This is a genomic window from Novosphingobium sp. (assembly GCF_030699305.1).
In the GTDB taxonomy this organism is placed as follows: Bacteria; Pseudomonadota; Alphaproteobacteria; order Sphingomonadales; family Sphingomonadaceae; genus Novosphingobium.
The window spans coordinates 533,203-552,124 of the sequence record NZ_JAUYNB010000010.1 but is presented as its reverse complement, the minus strand read 5'-3'; the positions used below and the strand labels follow the sequence as shown (position 1 = coordinate 552,124).

The 18,922-nt window shown below is 65.5% G+C and carries 18 protein-coding genes; 9 read left to right on the top strand and 9 right to left on the bottom strand.

Annotated features, from left to right (window positions below; genetic code table 11):
- Positions 1–8: 8 nt before the first annotated feature.
- On the bottom strand, positions 9–470 hold the full coding sequence (locus Q8Q53_RS05375; RefSeq protein WP_305700719.1) for a DUF3576 domain-containing protein: 462 nt from the start codon (positions 468–470) through the stop codon (positions 9–11).
- Between the two features lie 279 nt (positions 471–749).
- Here Q8Q53_RS05375 and Q8Q53_RS05370 point away from each other — a divergent pair, with 279 nt between their 5' ends.
- The 3 genes from Q8Q53_RS05370 to Q8Q53_RS05360 all read left to right on the top strand — a co-directional run bounded on the left by Q8Q53_RS05370 (position 750) and on the right by Q8Q53_RS05360 (position 2,852).
- Positions 750–1,511: a hypothetical protein gene (locus tag Q8Q53_RS05370; RefSeq protein ID WP_305700718.1), complete on the top strand. Its 762-nt coding sequence runs from the start codon at positions 750–752 to the stop codon at positions 1,509–1,511.
- A gap of 114 nt (positions 1,512–1,625) precedes the next feature.
- A complete protein-coding gene (gene phbB / locus Q8Q53_RS05365; RefSeq protein WP_305700717.1) occupies positions 1,626–2,348 on the top strand; it encodes an acetoacetyl-CoA reductase in 723 nt (240 codons plus the stop codon).
- 246 nt (positions 2,349–2,594) lie between these two features.
- Positions 2,595–2,852: a ribbon-helix-helix domain-containing protein gene (locus tag Q8Q53_RS05360; RefSeq protein ID WP_305700716.1), complete on the top strand. Its 258-nt coding sequence runs from the start codon at positions 2,595–2,597 to the stop codon at positions 2,850–2,852.
- Here the strand turns inward: Q8Q53_RS05360 and chrA are convergent.
- Positions 2,823–4,139, bottom strand: coding sequence for a chromate efflux transporter (chrA, locus tag Q8Q53_RS05355; protein ID WP_371136511.1), 1,317 nt, complete (start codon positions 4,137–4,139; stop codon positions 2,823–2,825). The two genes, Q8Q53_RS05360 and chrA, sit on opposite strands and share 30 nt — an antisense overlap.
- Positions 4,140–4,255: 116 nt before the next feature.
- Positions 4,256–5,539 carry a UDP-N-acetylglucosamine 1-carboxyvinyltransferase gene (gene murA / locus Q8Q53_RS05350; RefSeq protein ID WP_305700714.1) on the bottom strand — a complete coding sequence of 428 codons (1,284 nt, stop codon included), beginning with the start codon at positions 5,537–5,539 and terminating at the stop codon, positions 4,256–4,258.
- Between the two features lie 145 nt (positions 5,540–5,684).
- Here murA and galU point away from each other — a divergent pair, with 145 nt between their 5' ends.
- The 6 genes from galU (at position 5,685) to Q8Q53_RS05320 (ending at position 11,117) form a co-directional block, all read left to right on the top strand.
- Complete coding sequence (gene galU, locus Q8Q53_RS05345; protein WP_305700713.1) at positions 5,685–6,572, top strand: UTP--glucose-1-phosphate uridylyltransferase GalU; 888 nt, start codon at positions 5,685–5,687, stop codon at positions 6,570–6,572.
- A gap of 110 nt (positions 6,573–6,682) precedes the next feature.
- A complete protein-coding gene (locus Q8Q53_RS05340) occupies positions 6,683–8,605 on the top strand; it encodes a TadE/TadG family type IV pilus assembly protein (RefSeq protein WP_305700712.1) in 1,923 nt (640 codons plus the stop codon).
- Positions 8,602–9,219 (top strand): TadE/TadG family type IV pilus assembly protein, encoded by a 618-nt coding sequence (locus Q8Q53_RS05335; protein WP_305700711.1) that lies wholly within the window; start codon positions 8,602–8,604, stop codon positions 9,217–9,219. The genes Q8Q53_RS05340 and Q8Q53_RS05335 overlap by 4 nt, the downstream gene beginning before the upstream one ends.
- Positions 9,216–9,908 (top strand): TadE/TadG family type IV pilus assembly protein, encoded by a 693-nt coding sequence (locus Q8Q53_RS05330; RefSeq protein ID WP_305700710.1) that lies wholly within the window; start codon positions 9,216–9,218, stop codon positions 9,906–9,908. Before Q8Q53_RS05335 ends, Q8Q53_RS05330 begins: the two co-directional genes overlap by 4 nt.
- An 18-nt stretch (positions 9,909–9,926) precedes the next feature.
- Positions 9,927–10,499 carry a hypothetical protein gene (locus Q8Q53_RS05325; RefSeq protein ID WP_305700709.1) on the top strand — a complete coding sequence of 191 codons (573 nt, stop codon included), beginning with the start codon at positions 9,927–9,929 and terminating at the stop codon, positions 10,497–10,499.
- Positions 10,500–10,565: 66 nt separating this feature from the next.
- Entirely contained in the window at positions 10,566–11,117 is a 552-nt protein-coding gene (locus Q8Q53_RS05320) for a pseudouridine synthase (protein WP_305700708.1), read from the top strand.
- On the opposite strand, the gene Q8Q53_RS05315 is transcribed toward Q8Q53_RS05320, so the two are convergent.
- The 6 genes from Q8Q53_RS05315 to Q8Q53_RS05290 all read right to left on the bottom strand — a co-directional run bounded on the left by Q8Q53_RS05315 (position 11,114) and on the right by Q8Q53_RS05290 (position 18,809).
- The gene (locus Q8Q53_RS05315; RefSeq protein ID WP_305700765.1) at positions 11,114–12,244 is read right to left on the bottom strand and encodes a cupin domain-containing protein; all 1,131 of its coding nucleotides are present in this window, start codon (positions 12,242–12,244) and stop codon (positions 11,114–11,116) included. The genes Q8Q53_RS05320 and Q8Q53_RS05315 overlap by 4 nt on opposite strands.
- Positions 12,245–12,488: 244 nt before the next feature.
- Positions 12,489–12,710 carry a hypothetical protein gene (locus Q8Q53_RS05310; RefSeq protein ID WP_305700707.1) on the bottom strand — a complete coding sequence of 74 codons (222 nt, stop codon included), beginning with the start codon at positions 12,708–12,710 and terminating at the stop codon, positions 12,489–12,491.
- A gap of 19 nt (positions 12,711–12,729) precedes the next feature.
- Positions 12,730–14,283, bottom strand: a complete 1,554-nt coding sequence (locus Q8Q53_RS05305; RefSeq protein ID WP_305700706.1) for an acyl-CoA synthetase — start codon at positions 14,281–14,283, stop codon at positions 12,730–12,732.
- Between the two features lie 225 nt (positions 14,284–14,508).
- Positions 14,509–15,255: a M23 family metallopeptidase gene (locus tag Q8Q53_RS05300; RefSeq protein WP_305700705.1), complete on the bottom strand. Its 747-nt coding sequence runs from the start codon at positions 15,253–15,255 to the stop codon at positions 14,509–14,511.
- Positions 15,256–15,627: 372 nt separating this feature from the next.
- Entirely contained in the window at positions 15,628–16,101 is a 474-nt protein-coding gene (locus tag Q8Q53_RS05295; protein WP_305700704.1) for a peroxiredoxin, read from the bottom strand.
- Positions 16,101–18,809, bottom strand: coding sequence for a bifunctional [glutamine synthetase] adenylyltransferase/[glutamine synthetase]-adenylyl-L-tyrosine phosphorylase (locus tag Q8Q53_RS05290; protein ID WP_305700764.1), 2,709 nt, complete (start codon positions 18,807–18,809; stop codon positions 16,101–16,103). The genes Q8Q53_RS05295 and Q8Q53_RS05290 overlap by 1 nt, the downstream gene beginning before the upstream one ends.
- Positions 18,810–18,922: the final 113 nt, after the last annotated feature.

Sequence of the window (18,922 nt, the reverse complement as noted above, 5' to 3'; positions counted from 1 at the left end):
GGGCTGGCTTACTTGATCGCGCCGCGGCGAAGATCGCGCGCCTTGGTCAGGATCACGTCTTCCAGTTTCTGCACGGTCGCGGCCTGGACCGGGGCGTCGACCCAAGTCCCGCCCTGTGCGACCTGACGGCTGGCGGCCACCCGCAGTGCATCGGCCCGCAGATCCTGGTCGAGAATCGTAACCGTCACCTTCATCCGCTCACCCGGATTGCTGGGGTTGGTGTACCAGTCGGTCACGATCACGCCGCCGTTGGAATCGGTTTGCAGCAGCGGCATGAAGCTGAGCGCTTCAAGGCTGGCGCGCCACAGATAGCTGTTCACGCCGATCGTGGTGACCTGCGAAGCGGCCAGATCAGCTTGCGGGCGGTTCTTCTTGCCGCAGCTGACCAGCGCCAGCGCAGCGACGGCAACCAGCCCGGCACGGCCGATCAGACGGAAAGAAGTACGGCCGGTGGTGGTTGTGGCGATCATTGCGTCAATCCAGATCCTGTGTGTTGCGGCGCGATGCGTCCGCCGCTGCCTCTATAACCAAGGCAGCACCAGCGGCAAGTGCGGACATCGCCTGCTTCTTGGGCCTTCCACCGCTGAATGCCCGCTGAATGGTATGCCGACCGGCCTGTTAAGGTGGAATTCACGGCCGTGATCCCATTTAGGCCTTGGATTGTTGCGCGTTTGGCGCGACCATTGGTAATGCGCGGCCAGAATCGCTGGCAGCGCAGCCACCGGGCGGCAAGGACCATCGGATTTATCATGCGGGCAAAGGCTATCAGGCTGGACAAGCGCGGGGGGGCCGCTGCCGCCATGCTGCTGGCCGGTGCGGTCGGCCTGCTGGCTTTGCCCAGCGCCGTGCTGGCCTTGTCCAACCGCTTTGAACCGGAACCGCTTGCCCCGCAGGCCGAAGTCGCCAGCGGGGAATTCATGCCGGCCGAAGTTGACCCGCGCCTGTCCCGCTCGATCTCGGTCCGCGCCTTGTCGAAAGGACGGATGTTCAGGTTCACCCCGGCGGCCACACCCAGCCGGCTGGACCGGTCGGTGACCGTCGCCGTGCGGCTGGACGCGAACAGCGCGCGGCAGCTGATGCTGGGCGCAAAGCAGGGGGCCAGCGATGCTGCCACCAACGGGGCCTTGCGGATTGCCCCCACCGGCTACAGCCTCGGTTCGGCGCGTGGGTATCGCAGTTTCGCGCAATCAAACGCCGCGATCGAGACCCGCGAAGGCGCGATTCCCGATCTGGCCGCGTTCAAACCCAGCACCTCCACCGTCAAGGGTGATCCCGCCCGGTTCAGCCCGCACATCGCGCTGGATGAGCGGGAAAAATCCGGTCGCAGCCCGCGCACGTTCGAACAGAACGAACAGACGGTGGACGTCGGTGGCCGCTATCGCCTGTCGCGCAATCTCAACGTCACGGCCGGGGTGCGGTATTCCTCTTCCGACCGGGACCGGCTGCTGCCGCTGACCGACGGACGGCAGGATAATCAGGCGGTTTACGTCGGCACCCAGTTCCGGTTCTGACCGGCAATCCACCCTGCCAGTCCCAGAAATTTACGTATGCGGATATCTTGCCGGAGGACGGCGGGCAGCATAGTCTTGCCGCTACGGAATACGTAGCAAGGGGAGTAGTCTGGTATGGCACGCGTCGCAATCGTCACCGGCGGAACGAGAGGGATTGGTGAGGCAATCAGCCTGCGCCTGCAGAAACAGGGCCACACCGTGATCGCCAACTATGGCGGCAACGATCAGACGGCCAAGGCCTTCACCGCCCGCACCGGCATCCCCTCGATCCGCTGGGACGTGGGCGATCATGAAGCCTGCATCCACAACTGCAACGACATTGCCGCCGAATATGGCCCGGTTGATATCGTCATCAACAACGCCGGGGTCACCCGCGATGGCGTGCTCCACAAGATGAGCTTCGACGACTGGAACGAGGTGATGCGAATCAACCTGGGTGGTTGCTTCAATATGGCCAAGGCCACTTTCCCCGGAATGCGCGAACGCGGCTGGGGGCGGATCGTCAACATCGGGTCGATCAACGGGCAGGCCGGCCAGTATGGCCAGGTCAACTACGCCGCCGCCAAATCCGGCATCCACGGCTTTACCAAGGCGCTGGCGCAGGAAGGCGCGAAGTTCGGGGTGACGGTCAACGCCATCGCGCCGGGCTATATCGATACCGATATGGTCGCCGCCGTCCCCGCTCCGGTGCTGGAAAAGATCGTCGCCAAGATCCCGGTCGGCCGCCTTGGCAATGCCGAGGAGATTGCGCGCGGCGTCGCCTTCCTCACATCCGAGAACGGCGGGTTCGTGACCGGATCGACGATGAGCATCAACGGCGGCCAGCACATGTATTGAACCAAGCGGCACCGACCTGCGCCTGACAATCACCAGGCGCAGGTCGAAGCGCTGTCAAATGCCCCAAAGCTGCACCTTGATTTTAGAAATAACCGTTTAATTTCAGATATATAGTGATTTATCGCAACGGCTGGCAGCGGGCGCCGCCCTACTTGCACCGGTCACCGGGTTCGCACACTGCGGCCGTGTAGGAAAGCATGGTTTCCGGTCCTTCCCTGTTGCAGCGCGAAGGGATAGAACCGCCGGGTGACCACACCCTTTCACCCCCCGGTCAAACGCTCGGTCGAGATTGCCGGGCACAAGACCTCGATCAGCCTTGAACCGCTGTTCTGGGAACTGCTGAAACAAGCCGCTGCGGCCGAGGGCCTGCCGATCAACGCGCTGGTGGCCCGGATCGACGCCGAACGCATCGCCGCGCCCGTCCCGCCGGGGCTGGCCGGTGCGGTGCGGGTCTGGCTGGTCGGCTGGCTGGTGTCAGAACTGGGCCAGCACCAGCCCGCCTGACGCCGCCGCCGCCAAAACCGGCAGCACGCCCCATTTCAACCGCAGCAACAAGACCGCACTGACCGCAGCAAGCAGCGCTGCGCGCCAGTCGAAACTGGCCCACACCGGCAAGTCGAACGGCAAGTCGGCGGGCGCGCCCGAATCGAACTGGCGAAACAACAGGTGTCCGGCAAACCAAAGCGCAAGGCTGGCGATCACGCCCACGACAGCAGCCGTCACCGCCGCCAGAGCGCCTTTCAGCCGAACCGCGCGCTCCAGCCGCTCGATCCACGGGGCAAACGTGAAAATCCACAGGAAGCAGGGCGCAAACGTGACCCAAGTAGTCAGCACCGCGCCCAGCAGCCCGGCGACCAGCGGACTGAACGGTTCCGGTGCACGGAATGCGGCCAGATAGCCCACGAACTGGGTTACCAGAATCAGCGGCCCCGGCGTGGTTTCGGCCAGCCCCAGCCCATCGGCCATTTCACCCGTGCTGAGCCAGCCGAGCGTGCCGACCGCCTCCTGCGCCATATAGGCCAGCACGGCATAGGCCCCGCCGAACGTCACCACCGCCAGCTGCGAGAAGAACACGCCGATCTGCCACAGCACGTGATCCCGACCCAACGTGACCAGCACCAACACCAACGGGGCCACCCACACCGCGCCCCAGACCAGGACCGCGCGCAGGCTGGCCGCCCACGGACGCGGGGGCAGCGGCGCCGGATCTGTTGCCAGCTTCAATGCCAGCCAGTCTGGCCGCAGCGCTGCAGCGGCAAAGCCCAGCGCCCCGGCTCCCAGCACCACCAGCGGGAACGGCAGCGCCAGCAACGTCAGCCCGGCAAATGCGGCGAACGCCAGCCCCTGCTTGAACCGGGTATCGAGCGCGCGCCCGGCAATCCGCAACAGCGCCTGCACCACCACCGCCAGCACCGCCGCCTTGATCCCCAGGAACAGCGCCGCGAACCAGTCCAGTTGTGCGGCCATGGCATAAAGCATCGACAGCGCCAGAATCACCACCGCGCCGGGAATGACGAACAGCAACCCCGCTGCCAGCCCGCCCCGCCAGCCGTGCAGTTTCCAGCCGATCCAGGTGGCCAGCTGCTGCGCTTCCGGCCCCGGCAGGAGATGACAGAAGTTGAGCGCGTGGAGATACTGATCTTCGCTGATCCAGCCGCGTTCCTCCACCAGTTCGCGGTGCATCAGCGCGATCTGGCCGGCTGGCCCGCCAAAACTGACGCAGCCGATCCGGGCAAATGTCCGGACCAGTGCGGGAAAAGCCGGTTGGGATGCGGTCACGCCAAACTCCATGCCTTTTCGCCCTCCCAAAGGTGGGTGATCAAGGCAACGCTTGGGCGGACACCGCCTGTCCGGGAGGTTGCTTTACCCCGGCACTTACACACCAATAAAACGCTCCAAAGCGCGGATCAATCCCCGCCGACGCGCTCAATCTGGGCACCGACCAGCGCCAGCTTTTCCTCAAGCCGCTCATACCCGCGATCAAGGTGATAGAGCCGGTGGACCTGGGTTTCCCCCTCTGCCGCCAGCCCCGCGATCACCAGGCTCATCGAGGCGCGCAGGTCGGTCGCCATGACTTCGGCGCCGGTCAGCTTTTCCACGCCGTGGACAATCGCGGTCCGACCCTTGGTCTCGATATGCGCGCCCATGCGGTTGAGTTCGGGCACGTGCATATAGCGGTTTTCGAAGATCGTTTCGGTCAGCACGCTGGACCCCCGCGCCAGGCACAGCATCGCCATCAGCTGCGCCTGCATGTCGGTGGCAAAGCCGGGATAGGGCGCGGTGCTGAGCGTGACCGCCTTGAGCGGGCCGTCCGCCGCGACATAAATGCCCCCGGCACGCGGTTCGACATGGACGCCCGCATCGCGCAGCGCCTGCACGGTGGCGTCCATTTCCTCGATCACGGCGTGCTGCAGGAACACATCGCCCCCGGTGATCGCAGCCGCGCAGGCATAACTGCCCGCCTCGATCCGGTCGGACATCACGCGATAGGTCGCGCCATGCAGGCGGGGAACGCCGTGAATCGTGACGTCGGAGGTGCCGATCCCCTCGATCTGCGCGCCCATCGCCACCAACAGGTTGCACAGATCAACGATTTCCGGTTCGCGCGCGGCGTTGTGGAGCGTGGATTTGCCGGTGCACAGCACGGCCGCCATCAGCGCGTTCTCGGTCGCGCCCACGGACACCACCGGAAAGCTGTAACGCCCGCCGGGCAGCCCGCCATCGGGGGCAATCGCCCGGACGTAACCCGCCGCCATTTCAATCTGCGCGCCCAGCGCTTCCAGCGCTTTGAGGTGCAGGTCGATCGGGCGGTTGCCGATGGCGCAGCCGCCGGGCAGCGACACGGTCGCCTCTCCCATTCGCGCCAGCATCGGGCCGAGCACGAGGATCGAGGCGCGCATCTTGCGCACCAGTTCATAGGGCGCGACCGAGGATGTGATCCGGGTGGCCGCCAGCGTCATCACCCGGCCAAAATCTTCGGGGCGCGAACCGGCAATCGTCGTGCTCACGCCGAACTGGTTCATCAGGTGCTGAAACCCGTCGATATCCGCCAGCCGCGGCAGGTTGCGCAGGGTCAGCGGCTCATCCGTCAGCAGTGCGCACGGCAACAGGGTCAGCGCTGCATTCTTTGCGCCGGAAATCGGAATCGAGCCCGACAGGCGCTTGCCGCCCGCAATGATAATCTTGTCCATAGTTTGCGATTTAGCCGGATTTCTACAAGCGGCAAGCATTGTGCAACCCTATGCACAGCTTCCATCATTCTGCCGCGCCCTGTTGCAATGCAACATCGGACCGGCTTTAACATCACTGCAACAGGGACAGGGTAGTTTTCGCCGCATGACCAACACGACTTCCCGCAAGCCAATCCGCAAAGCGGTCTTCCCCGTGGCCGGGATGGGCACCCGGTTCCTGCCCGCCACCAAGGCCATCCCCAAGGAAATGCTGCCGGTGATCGACCGTCCGCTGATCCAGTATGCGGTGGACGAAGCACGCGAAGCCGGGATCGAGCAGCTGATTTTCGTCACCGGCCGGGGCAAGACCGCCATCGTCGAACATTTCGACCATGCGTTCGAACTGGAAGCGACGATGACCGAACGGTCGAAATCGCTCGACGTTCTGGAGCCGACCCGCATCCAGCCGGGCAATCTGGTGACCGTGCGTCAGCAGGTGCCGCTGGGGCTGGGCCACGCGATCTGGTGCGCCCGCGCGATCGTGGGGGATGAACCGTTTGCAATTTTCCTCCCGGATGAACTGATGATCGGCCAGCCCGGCTGCATGAAGCAGATGGTCGATGCCTATAACGAAGTCGGCGGCAACGTGATTTCGGTGCTGGAAGTGCCCGAAGACGAAGTGTCGAGCTATGGCGTGATCGCGCCGGGCATTCGCAACGGCGCGTTGACCGAAGTGAAGGGCCTGGTCGAAAAGCCCCGGCGTGAGGACGCGCCCAGCAACCTGATCATTTCCGGCCGCTACATCCTGCAACCCGAAGTGATGCGGGTGCTGGAAGGACAGGAAAAGGGCGCTGGCGGCGAAATCCAGCTGACCGACGCGATGGCGCGGATGATCGGCACCCAGCCGTTCCACGCGGTGACGTTCGCGGGCAAACGCTATGACTGCGGCAACAAGACCGGGTTTGTCGAAGCGACTCTGGCGATCGCGCTGCAACGCCCCGACATGGCCGACGAAGTGCGCGCGATGATGCAGCGGATGCTGGCCGAAAGTTGAACGCGGCCGCGGGGCTGGCCGGTAAATGGCTGGGCACGTTTGAGAAAATCTTAACTTCCACGGCATAACAGGGACCAATCTGCCGCCACAAGAGCATCCGCCGCCCCGCCATGTCGCACCGCCGCCCCTTCCTGGACGCCTTATGGCGTGATGAACGCGGCAATATTCTGCCGATGGCGGCGTCGGGTGTGCTGGTGATGGCGGCGCTGGTGGGCGGCGCGGTGGACATGAGCCGCGCCTATCAGATCCAGAACCGGTTGCAGAGCGCGTGCGACGCAGGCGTGCTGGCTGGCCGCCGGGCCGTGACGAACTCCGGCTTTACCGATCAGGCCAAGCAGCAGGCCGAGGATTATTTCGCGATCAACTTCGACGAAGAAATCCACGGCACGCAAAACACGAGTTTCGTGCCCGAAGGCGATAACTCGGGCAACGCCATCACCGCCTCCGCCGCGACCGAACTGCCGATGCTGCTGATGCAGATTTTCGGCAAGCAGTCGATGGAACTGGCGGTCAGTTGCTCCTCAACCATGGGGGTCGGCAACAGCGACGTTACGATGGTGCTGGACGTAACCGGTTCGATGGGCACATCCCTGTCGGGCGGCGGCACGCGTCTCACCGCGCTGCAAGCGGCGATGAAGAACTTCTACACGACGGTCGCCACCGCAACCGAGGGCAGCAACGCACGCATCCGCTATGCCTTTGTGCCGTTCAGCACGACCGTCAACGTCGGCCAGATGCTGATGGACAAGGATCCCGACTACATCACCGATCAGTGGACCATCCAATCGCGCGATCCGGTGTTCAACACGATCACCGAACAGGTCCGCACCGGCTGGCAAGACCCGATCCTGACCAGCGAAACCGATTACAGCGACGTGACCGAAAGCAGCTCGGTCCGGTATAATTCAACCAATTATACCTCGCTCAGCAATTGCAACAATGCGCTGCCAGCGAACACGACCTGGACCAATAACGGCGCGCCCAGCACTTACGCCGGAACGACCATCAACGGTGCAGGCAAGCAGATTGTCACAACCACCACCGAGCAGCCGCAACGGATGCGAACGTATTACTGTGCCCGGTCGAGCAGCCGTTATCGGGCCTGGTATTACGATTCCAATCGGATTTTCTACACCCATCAGTATGCCACCAGCGATCCGATCACGGAAACCCGCACGCGGACGGAGTTTGCCCGGTTCGACTATCGCCCGGTCATCTATGACGTCAGCCTGTTCAAGACGGGCGCATCGGTCACCACCCGCACCGGTTCCAACGGGACTGACGAATCCAGCACCTGGGATGGGTGCATCGAAGAACGCCAGACGGTGTCGGATTCGACTTTCAGCTTCAACGGCCTGACCGGCATGAGCCCTGCCGACGCGTTCGATCTGGATATCGATTCCGCGCCGACCGCGGATGCAGCCACGAAATGGGCGCCGCTGTGGCGCGAAGTGGCCTATCGCCGCAGCACGCTGGCCGCCGCCACTTCGGGTAGCAAGGCCAGTTCCAGCTGCGTCCCGCGGGCACAGTTGTTGCAGGAGATGGAGCAAAGCCCGTTCAACGCCTATGCCGATTCGCTGACCGCGCAGGGCAATACCTATCTCAGCATCGGGATGCTGTGGGGCGCGCGCCTGACCTCACCGGACGGGATCTTTGGCGATCTGGTCAAGGAAGACCCCAGCAATGGCGGCGCGGTGCAGCGCCACATCATTTTCATGACCGATGGCGCGCAGGAAAGCTCCAGCTCGATCTACCACGCCTATGGCATCGAAAGCCTGGATCGCCGGATCAGTGATGACGGCAGCACCAGCCAGACCGACGCGCGGCACCTGTCACGGTTCCGGGCAATCTGCGATGCGGTCAAGGCCAAGGGGATCCGGATCTGGGCGATTGCCTTCACCACCGGCCTGACGTCCGATCTGTCATACTGCGCATCGGGCAACAGCGCCTTCACGGCCAGCAACGCGACGCAGCTGAACGCGGCGTTCCAGGAAATCGCCAAGCAGGTCGGCGAATTGCGGGTGCTGCAATGATCGCCCGGCTGCGCAAAGCCAAGGCCTGGACCGGGTTTGGGGCTGCATTGTGCGCCGACAATCGCGGCGTCAGTGCGACCGAGTTCGCCCTGATCGCCCCGGTTTTCCTGACCCTGCTGATCGGGATCATGGATGTTGGCCAGATGGCCTATGGCAACGCCGTACTGAACGGTGCCGTGCAGAAGGCGGCGCGCGATTCCGCCCTGGAGCTCGGGAATACCACCGCCTCGGACGCGATGGTCAAGCAGATCGTCGATCCGATTTTTCCGCGCGCAACCTATACCAGCCAGCGCACCAGCTATTACGACTTTGCCGATATCGGCCGCCCGGAACGCTGGAACGATGGCAACAACAACGGCACGTGTGACAACAACGAAGCCTATGTCGATGAAAACGGCAACGGTGACTGGGACGAGGACATCGGCGTGTCCGGCAACGGCGGGGCCAACGACGTGGTCGTCTATTCGGTGACCGCCAGCTATGAACCCGTGTTCAAGGTCCCGTTCCTGCCCGAAAAGTGGAATACGCGCAGCGTGACCGGCAGCGCGGTGAGAAAGAACCAGCCATTCGCCGACCAGCAGGAATACGGCACGACCGCCGGGACATGCTCATGACCAGACCCGCCCCGATCACCCAACCCTCGCGCCTGATGGCGCTGCTGCGCCGCCTGCGCCGGTCCGCAACCGGCTCCTCGACCATCGAGTTCGCGCTGGTCCTGCCGATCCTGACCACGATGGGGATGTATGGCGTGGAACTGGCCAACATGGCCGTGATTGACATGCAGGTCAGCCAGATGGCGACCGCCGTGGCCGACAACGCTTCGCGCCTGCAACAGACCAACAACAACGTCGTGGCCCCGACCCTGACTGAAAGTGACGTCGATTCGGTGATGGTCGGCGCAGCCCAGCAGGGCAGGCGGTTCCGGTTCGCCGATCGCGGCCGGATCATCCTGTCCAGCGTCGAACGCGATCCGGTGAGCGGCAAGCCGTTCATTCACTGGCAGCGCTGCACCGGCCGCGGCAATGGCCGTTCGGCCTATGGTGATGACCGCACCAACAACGGGCGCAACGGCGGGGATCTGCCGCCGATCGGCAAGGGCCAGAAAAAGATCACCGCGCCCACCGGAACGGCGGTGATGCTGGCCGAAGTCGAATACGACTATGACGGGGTGTTCGGCGACATGTTCGTCCAGAACGTCACGTTCCGCCAGGAAGCCGCCTTCATGGTGCGCGATGTGCGCGATCTGCGCGGGCCCGATCAACCCGGCATTACGGGCGGTGGCGGTCAATCCGCCTGCACCTGATCCACTGGACTGACTGTCATGCAAATCTATCTGTTCGGCCTGGTCCTGCTTGGATTGGTAGTGTTGCTGGGCTTTATCATGGTCAGGACCGCCGCCATGGTGCGCCAGCAACGCCCGCTGATCGCAGTCGGGCCGATCCAGTGGCACGGGCCGGTCGCCCGCACCGCGCACCAGCCGGCCGCGCCGCAGCCAGTGGCCGCACCCGCCGCCGAACCCGGCTTTGGCCGCGCCGCTGCGCCGGAACCGGCCGCAGCGCGCGAACCCGCGCAGGCCAATGACCCACCGCGCGAACGGATGCGCAAGCTGGTCAGCGTCAGCGAACTGGAACAGCACGAGGCCGACGCCGAACTCATCACCGCCGGGTACTACCGCGCAGTCGAAGCCCGGCTTGAGGCCGCGTTCGAGGATTTTTGCGGCGGAACGCTTGATCTCGCAGGCTACAGCGCCCTGCTGGACCGCGAATATGCCGACGCCCTGCGCGCCCAGACCCGGCTTGGGCCGCTGGCCGACGACACCCTGCACGCCGAAGCCGCCGACGCGATCGGCGCGCTCAACTGGTGCCGTGACTGGGCGCGCGAGCAAGCGGAATAACCCGCCGGGCGATCGTTTGGCCTTCCGGCCAGTGGCAATCCGGCGGCGGGGCCGTTAAGCAGGCCCATGGCGCGCCTGATCCTGTTCAACAAACCGTTCAATGTGCTGTCGCAGTTCACCGATAGCGGCACGGCTGGCGGCCCTCGCGCCACGCTGTCGGACCATATCGCGGTGCCCGGCGTCTATCCCGCCGGACGGCTGGACCGCGACAGCGAAGGGCTGTTGCTGCTGACCGATGATGGCCGGTTGCAGGCCCGGATTGCCGATCCCCGGTTCAAGCTGCCCAAGACGTATCTGGTGCAAGTTGAAGGCGATCCGGACGAGGCCGCGCTGGAACAACTGCGGCGCGGGGTGCGGCTGAACGACGGGATGACCTTGCCCGCAGCGGTGGAGCGGATCGCCGCCCCCACCATCTGGCCGCGCGATCCGCCGGTACGGTTCCGCAAGAGCGTGCCCGACAGCTGGATCAGCCTGACCATCCGCGAAGGCCGCAACCGCCAGGTCCGCCGGATGACCGCCGCCGCCGGGTTTCCGACGCTGCGACTGGTCCGCTGGGCCATCGGCGACTGGACGCTGGACGGCATCGCGCCGGGCGAATGGCGCGAGGTTGCGGCCTAATCCTCGTCCGCGAAGCCCAGGCTGCCTTGCGCCAGCAGGTCGGTAATCAGGTCCAGCGCATCCTCCGTCAGCAGATCCGCCGCCGGGTCGATCCGGTCCGCCCCGCACAGCCGCTCGGCCAGCGCGGCGGGGCAATCGAGCGCTTCGCCGTCCACGAACAGCGCATCGTCGCCGCGCACGAAGGCGAACCGACTGGCGGGATTGCGCACCAGCGCCGCGCCTTCGGTCAAGGCCTCGCGCACCTCGTCCGCCGTGAACGGCTCATCCGGCGTCCAGTCAATTTCGGGATATTTCGGCGCGGTGGTGTATTCGCCGAACCAGCGGGCAAACGCCGCCCGGTCACCCAGCCGCTCGGTAATCAGCGTGTGCAGCCCGGCCAGCGCGGCGGGCGTGATCTCGCCGGGGTTGGCTTGCGGCGTCAGGCCGGGGTCGGCGTAGCGATCATCCTCGTCCAGTTCATCCAGCACCGCCTCGCACCAGTGCGCGATCAGTTCGCCGCGTGAGGGCGCGCGAAAGCCGACCGAATAAGTCATGCAATCATCGCCCAGCGCCACGCCATCATGCGCGAAACCGGGCGGGATATAGAGGATGTCGCCGGGTTCCAGCACCCATTCCTCGGTCGGCTGAAACTCTGCCAGCAGCCGCAGATCGTCATGCGGCAACAGCGCGCTGTCGGCATCGCAGCGCGCCCCCACCTGCCAGCGGCGGCGGCCCAGCCCCTGGATCAGGAACACGTCGTACTGATCGAAATGCGGCCCCACCCCGCCGCCATCGCTGGCATAACTGACCATGACATCGTCGATCCGCCAGTCCGGCACGAACCGGAACGGCGCGATCAGCGCGGCGACGGCGGGATCGTGATGATCGACCGCCTGCACCAGCAGCGTCCACGGCGCAGCCCCCAACGCGGCAAAGCGGTCCTCCGCGAACGGCCCCTGCTCCAGCGCCCAGCTGTCCGCGTTTCGCACCACCAGCCGCGCTTCGACTTCCGCCGTGCAGGCCAGCCCGGCCAGTTCATCCGGCTCCAGCGGATTGGCCCACGCCTTCCACGGGTTGCGGATCAGCAGCGGGCGCTGTTGCCAGGCATCGCGCAGAAACGCGGCGGCATCGAAATTGTGCAGTTGCATGGTCACTCGCGAAGGAAGTCGGGGGAAGAGCACCTGCCCTTGCCCCCCACTGCCCTATTCTGCGGTGAAACGCAGCGGCAAAGTTTTCAGCCCGCCCACGAACGTGCTCTTCGCGCGCTTCGGTTCTTCGGCCAGTTCCACGCTTTGCAGCCACGCCAGATGCAGACACTGGTGCGCGCGCGCGGCGTCGAACTTGCGCTGGCTTTGGAACTGCGCAGGTTCCTGGGCATGAACCAGTCCTGCGTCAGCCGCAGCGGCCTGGGATCCTTGCTCGCGTCGGGACCACCAGCGAACTGACCGGGTTGGGGCTTTCCCCGCCCTGCTCGGCAGTGATCTGCCGGGCGAACGCTTTGCCGGGCTGGTTGGTGAACACGGCGGCGCGCGGGGCGTTGAGGAAGGTCGCGTTGTCCTTGCTGACCGTCATTGCCTCGTCATAGCCGGTGCCCAGCCAGAACGGGCGCGGCAACAGCGGCGTTCATTGCCCCTTATCCCTGTGCCTGCGCAGCTTCGTAGGCCGCCTTGTATTCATCGCGCAGCAGCCGCTTGTAGAGCTTGCCGGTCAGTTCGCGCGGCAGCTGTTCGCGGAAATCGATCTGGCGCGGCATCTTCACGCGGCTGAGCTGCGGGGCGAGGTAGGCGAGCAGTTCCTCCGCCAGCGCCGGGCCGGCATCGGCCATGTCGAGCGGCTGGACCACCGCGACCACGCGTTCACCCATTTCCGGATCGGGCGCGCCGATCACCGCGGCGTCGGCCACCTTGGAGTGCAGCACCAGCAGGTTCTCGATCTCCTGCGGATAGATGTTCACCCCGCCCGAAATGATCATGAAGCTTTTGCGGTCGGTCAGGAAGACATAGCCGTCCTCGTCCTCGATCCCGACATCGCCCAGGCTGGTCCAGCCGTGCTTGTTGCGGCTTTCGGCGGTCTTCACCGGATCGTTGTGATATTCGAACGGCGCGGCCGTGGTGTCGGTCGGCTCAAAGAAGATCTGGCCTTCGGTCCCGCGCGGCAGTTCATCGCCGTTTTCGTCACAGACCCGCACGATCCCGGTCAGCGCCCGGCCGACCGAGCCGGGGCGTTCCAGCCATTCCTGACTGGTGATGAAGGTGAAGCCGTTGCCTTCGGTCCCGGCGTAGTATTCATACAGCACCGGCCCCCACCACTCGATCATCGCGTGCTTGACCGGCACCGGGCACGGTGCAGCGGCGTGGATCGCGCATTTCAGGCTCGACACGTCATACTTCGCGCGGATTTCGGGGGGCAGCTTGAGCATCCGGACGAAGTGCGTCGGCACCCACTGGCTGTCGGTAACCTTGTATTTCTCGATCATCTGGAGCGCGGCTTCGGGTTCGAACCGTTCCATCACCACCACGGTTCCGCCCATCCTCTGGACGGTCATGCACCAGCGCAGCGGCGCGGCGTGATAGAGCGGCGCGGGCGAAAGATAGACTGCACCGGGCTGGATGCCGAACGCCATGCTGGCCAGCCCCACCAGCGCGTTCACCTGCGCAATGTCAGGGTCTTCGGGCAGCGGGATCTTCACGCCCTTGGGCTTGCCCGTGGTGCCGGACGAATAGAGCATGTCCACGCCCGCGCGCTGATCGGCAATCGGCGTATCGGGCTGCGCGGCCAGCGCGGCTTCGGCGCTCATCGCGCCGGGGGTGTCGAACCGCAACTGTTCGATTCCGGGGGCCAGCTTGGCGACTTCATCCAGCACCGGCGCCAGATAGGCCGTTCCGATCAGCAGCTTTGCGCCGCTGTCCTCAAGGATATAGGCGATTTCGGGTGCAGTCAGGCGGCTGGAAATGCAGACATAGTGCAGGCCTGCGCGCTGCGCGCCCCAGGTAACGCCGAAATACCACGGATGGTTTTCCATGCAGATCGCGATGGTATCGCCCATCCCGATCCCCCTCGACCGGACAAGCTGCGCCATCTGGTTGGAGCGCCGGTCGAGCTGCGCGTAAGTGATGGTTTCCCCGGTGCTGCCCATGATGATCGCGGGCTTGTTCGGGTTCGCCGTGGCGTGGACTGAAGGATGCATGGCCGGTAACTCTCCGCTGCGGCTGTGATCGCCGTTTGCGCAATGGTTTAACCGATCGATTAAAGGGCGCAATTCAAATCAGCGGAATGAGCGCGCAGAATCGGAAAAACAGCCGCGACCGGGCACAAGAAAAGGGCGATGGTTGCCCATCGCCCTTTTCCCAGCATCCTCCCGAAGCTGATACGCGCTCCGGGACTTCCGCCCGGATGCGCGGAAGCTGTAATCTTACTTGGAGCCGCCCAGCGCCACTTCGCTGCTGCTGCCCACATCACCCTGCATATAGGGGAGCGGGTTGACCGCGACGCCCGCGATGCGGACTTCATAGTGCAGGTGCGGGCCAGTCGAGCGGCCAGTCGAACCGACGTAACCAATGATGTCACCCTTTTTCACGACCTGACCGGCAGCGACGTTCAGGCGCGACATGTGGCCATAACGGGTTTCGATGCTGCCGCCATGCTCCAGGCTGATGAACAGGCCGTAGCTGCTGAACCAGTCGGCCCGGCCAACTACGCCGTCGGCGGTGGCGCGAATCGGCGTTCCGGTCGGCTGCGACAGGTCGATGCCCTGATGCTGGCGGCGGCCACCCAGCACGGGGTGATTGCGCATCCCGTAACCGCTGGTCAGCTTGGCACCGGCCACCGGGATCAGCGACGGGATCGAAACGGTGTTGGGGCGCAGCACGGCCGACAGCGAGGCTGCCGGCATATCGCCGGTCATGGTCGGCGCGGTGGTGTTGATGGCGAGCGAGGCGTTGCCGCCTTCCATCGACTTCCAGCTGGAGAACAACCGGCGGAATTCATCATCGCCAGTGGCAGCAGGCTTGGCCGACTGGGCCGAGCGCAGCGGAGCCGCTACATCGGCCACGGCAGCACTGCTGTTGGCAAGGGCGGGATTGGCAACCGAGAAGCTGGCGAGCGCTGCGGCAGCGCCGAGGACCGTCTTGATCTTGGCAAAAAACGAAATCGCGACCACTCAAAATACCTTGTTTTTCCAACCTGCCCCAGTTGCCGCTAGGCAGGGGCTGGGTCGGATGAACCCGTTTCTTGAGATCGTCGGAACCCCCCGCCGTCTCGCTGGTTATGGGTTAAGCCGCCCACGCCTCGGGATGCAACCCCGGTATGGAAACTGCGCGGTAAACCGGCTTTACCACGCGGCGAGTCGTTGAACGGTGGATTAACGACGCCGTAAAAGTGCCGTTCGATCAGCTTTTTCATGGGATTCGCGCCGCTTCGCCGCGCGCTGCGCAGACTGCGGTAAAACGGTTTGAGCCGAACCGGACAGGGTGGATTTCATCGTCAAGGATTCGTTGCAGCACCCGCGCGGCGACATCGCGCCGACTGATCCTTACAGCGCCTGGGCAGCGGCCAGCACTTCGGCGGCGTGGCCCTTGACCTTCACCTTGTCCCAGATCCGGGCGATGCGGCCATCCGGGCCGACCAGATAGGTCGCGCGGACCATGCCCATGTAGGTCCGGCCATACATCGACTTTTCAGTCCAGATCCCCAGCGCATCGGACAGCCCGCCAACTTCGGCATCGCTGGCCAGCGGCGCGGTCAGGGCGTGCTTTTCGATGAACTTCAGGTGCTTTTTCGGCGGATCCTTCGACACGCCCAGCAGCGCCGTTCCGGCAGCGGCGAACTGGTCGGCCAGCTCCGAAAAGTCCTTGTTCTCGGTCGTGCAGCCGGGGGTGTCGTCCTTGGGATAGAAGAACAGCACCAGCTTGCGCCCGGCAAAGGCGGAGGGGCGGAGCGCACCGCCATCGGGCGTGGTCAGCGCAACATCGGGCAGGGCATCACCAACAGCGGGAAATGGGCTCATCATCGGGTCTCCAGTGTTTCGCCGAACGTTGCCAGCCAGCAGGCGGCAACCACGCGGCGCGATTCGGTCAGGGCAATCAGCAGCGCATCCCAATCATCGCAGCCGCACGCCGTGGCGAGCACCGCCCGCGCTGCGAGCGGCGGGCTTTGCGCATCCGGAGCCAGCAGCCGCGCCGCGATCAGGAACCGGCCCAGTACCCCGTGCGCGGTGCGCAGCGAAGACGGCACAAGGCCCGCCTGTTCCAGCCCGACCAGCGCAGCGGGAATTGATGGTGCCAGCGCCAGCCCATCGCGCAGTTGCAGGTAGTGGGTGATGAACTCCACATCCACCAGTCCGCCGCGCGCCAGCTTGACGTCCAGCGGGCCCTTGGCCGGTTTATGCTCGGCCATGCGGCTGCGCATTTCCAGCACTTCGCCGCGCAGTGTTTCCGCATCGCGCGGCAAGGTCAGCACCGCATGAATAATCCGGTCGAGCGCCGCGCGCCCCTCTGCCGGGCCATAGATCACGCGGGCGCGGGCCAGCGCCATATGCTCCCACGTCCAGGCCTGTTCGCGCTGGTAACGGTCAAAACTGTCAAGGCTGACTGCCAGCGGCCCCTGATCGCCAGAGGGGCGCAGCCGGGTATCGACCTCATACAGTGCGCCTTCCGCCGTCGGCACGGACAGTGCCCCGCTGACCCGCTGCGCCAGCCGGTTGAAATAGAGCGTGGCCCCCAATGGCCGCCGCCCGTCGCTTTCGCTGGCGTGATCGCCGGTGAACAGGAACACCAGATCAAGGTCCGACGCATGGGTCAGCGCCCCGCCGCCCATCCGCCCCAGCCCCAGCGTGACCAGCTCTCCGCCCGCGATCCGCCCATGCGCGCGTTCAAACTCCGCCACAGTGGCATCGGCCAGCACGGTCAGCGCGGCTTCGGCCACGCGGGCCAGACCCTGCCCGATTTCCATCGGATCGCGCGCGCCCTCAATCAGTTGCACGCCCAGCGCAAAGCGGCGTTCGCCGACCCGGCGGCGCACCCGGTCGAGCACTTGCTGGTAATCGTCATCCGCCTCGCCGCGCGCAAATTCGGCGATCAGGGTCGGCACGTCGCCCGGCAGATCGAACGCACTGGCATCGATCAGCGGATCGAGCAGGTCCGCGCGCCGCGCCAGCGCATCGGCCAGCGGCGGGGCGAGGCTGAGGATTCGCGCCAGCAGTTCCAGCAGCGCGGGCCGTGCTTCCAGCAGGCGGAACAGGTTGACCGCCGAGGGCAGGTTGCCGAGCAATTGCTCCCAGCGCAGCAGCGCCCGTTCCGGTTCGGGCGAGGCGGCGAACGCGGTCAGCAGCGGGCCTTGAATGGCATCATAGGCCGCCCGCGCCGCTTCGGTCCGCAGCGCCCTGAGCTTGCCCTCACGCCAGCCCGCGATCCGCGCGGCGAGCGCGACCGGCTCGGCAAAGCCCAGCCGGGCGAGTTCCCCTTCCAGCGCATCGCCCGACGATGCGGCGACTGTCACGACCGTGCCTTCCTGCGCGTGCTGCGCGATCAGGCGGTCATAGCGGCGGCCGACTTCATCGGTGATCGCGGTCAGTTCCGCGACCAGCGCTGCGCCATCGGGCAACCCGTCCAGCCGGGCGGCATTGTCCAGCGCAGCGGGATCGAGCGGCAATTTATGGGTCTGCTGATCCGCCACCATCTGCAAACGGTGCTCCACCTGCCGCAGCCGGTCATAGCTCTCGCCCAGCACCGTCGCGTCGGCCGGGTCGATCAGCCCGGCCTCAGCCAGTGCATCCAGACTGGCGCGGGTGCCGCGCAGCCGCAGTGCTGGCTGGCGTCCGCCGTGGATCAGCTGATGGGTCTGGGCGAAAAACTCGACCTCGCGGATGCCGCCGCGCCCCTTTTTCAGGTCGAACCCCGGCCCCGGCACGGTCGGCCCGCTGTGGCTGGCGCGAATGCGGCCCGTCAGCCGTCCGATCTCGGCAATCGCGCCGAAATCAAGGCTCTTGCGCCACACGAACGGCCGGATCGCGGCCAGAAACGCCTCGCCTGCCGGGATATCACCCGCGCAGGCCCGCGCCCGAATGAACGCCGCGCGCTCCCACGCCAGCGCAGAGCTTTCGTAATGGCTCAGCGCCGCGTCGATGCCGATTGCCAGCGGGCTGACCTCGCTCGCGGGCCGCAGCCGCAAATCGACCCGGAAGACATAGCCTTCGTGGGTGACATGGCTCATCGTTTCCATCAGCACCCGGGCGACGCGCTGCGCCGCCTCACCGGGTTCGTCGCGCTCGCGCCGGGGCAGCAGCGCCGGATCATACAGCAGGATCGGATCGATATCCGACGAATAGTTCAGTTCCTGCGCACCGTGCTTGCCGAGCGCGAGCGCCAGGAACCCCGCAGGCTCGGCATCGGGCACGCGGCGGCGGATCGCATCGGCAATCGCAGCGTCGAGCGCGCGGTCGGCAAAGGCCGACAGTTCGCCCGTCACTGTCAGCAGCGGGAATGCCCCCGCCAGATCGCCCACCGCCAGCGCCACCGCCAGCGCCAGCTTTTCGCGCCGCAGCGCGCTGCCCACGCTCTCGCAGTCTGCCCCTGCGGCCTTGGCCCAGGCCAGCGCGCCCGCGCCGTCACCGGCGGCCAGCAGGGCTTCCAGATCGGGCAGCCGGTCCAGCCCCGTGCAAAGGTAAGGGGCATGGGTCCGCGCCCGCGCCAGCGCTCCGGTCCAGTCGGCAGTCATGGAATTGGCAGCAGTCATGGCAGCGGCGATGCCCGTTGATGGTCGGGCAATCAAGTCGTTCGTCGCGCGGGTGCTTGCGGGGGCTGCGCGGACCTGCCAATCCGGCCGCAACA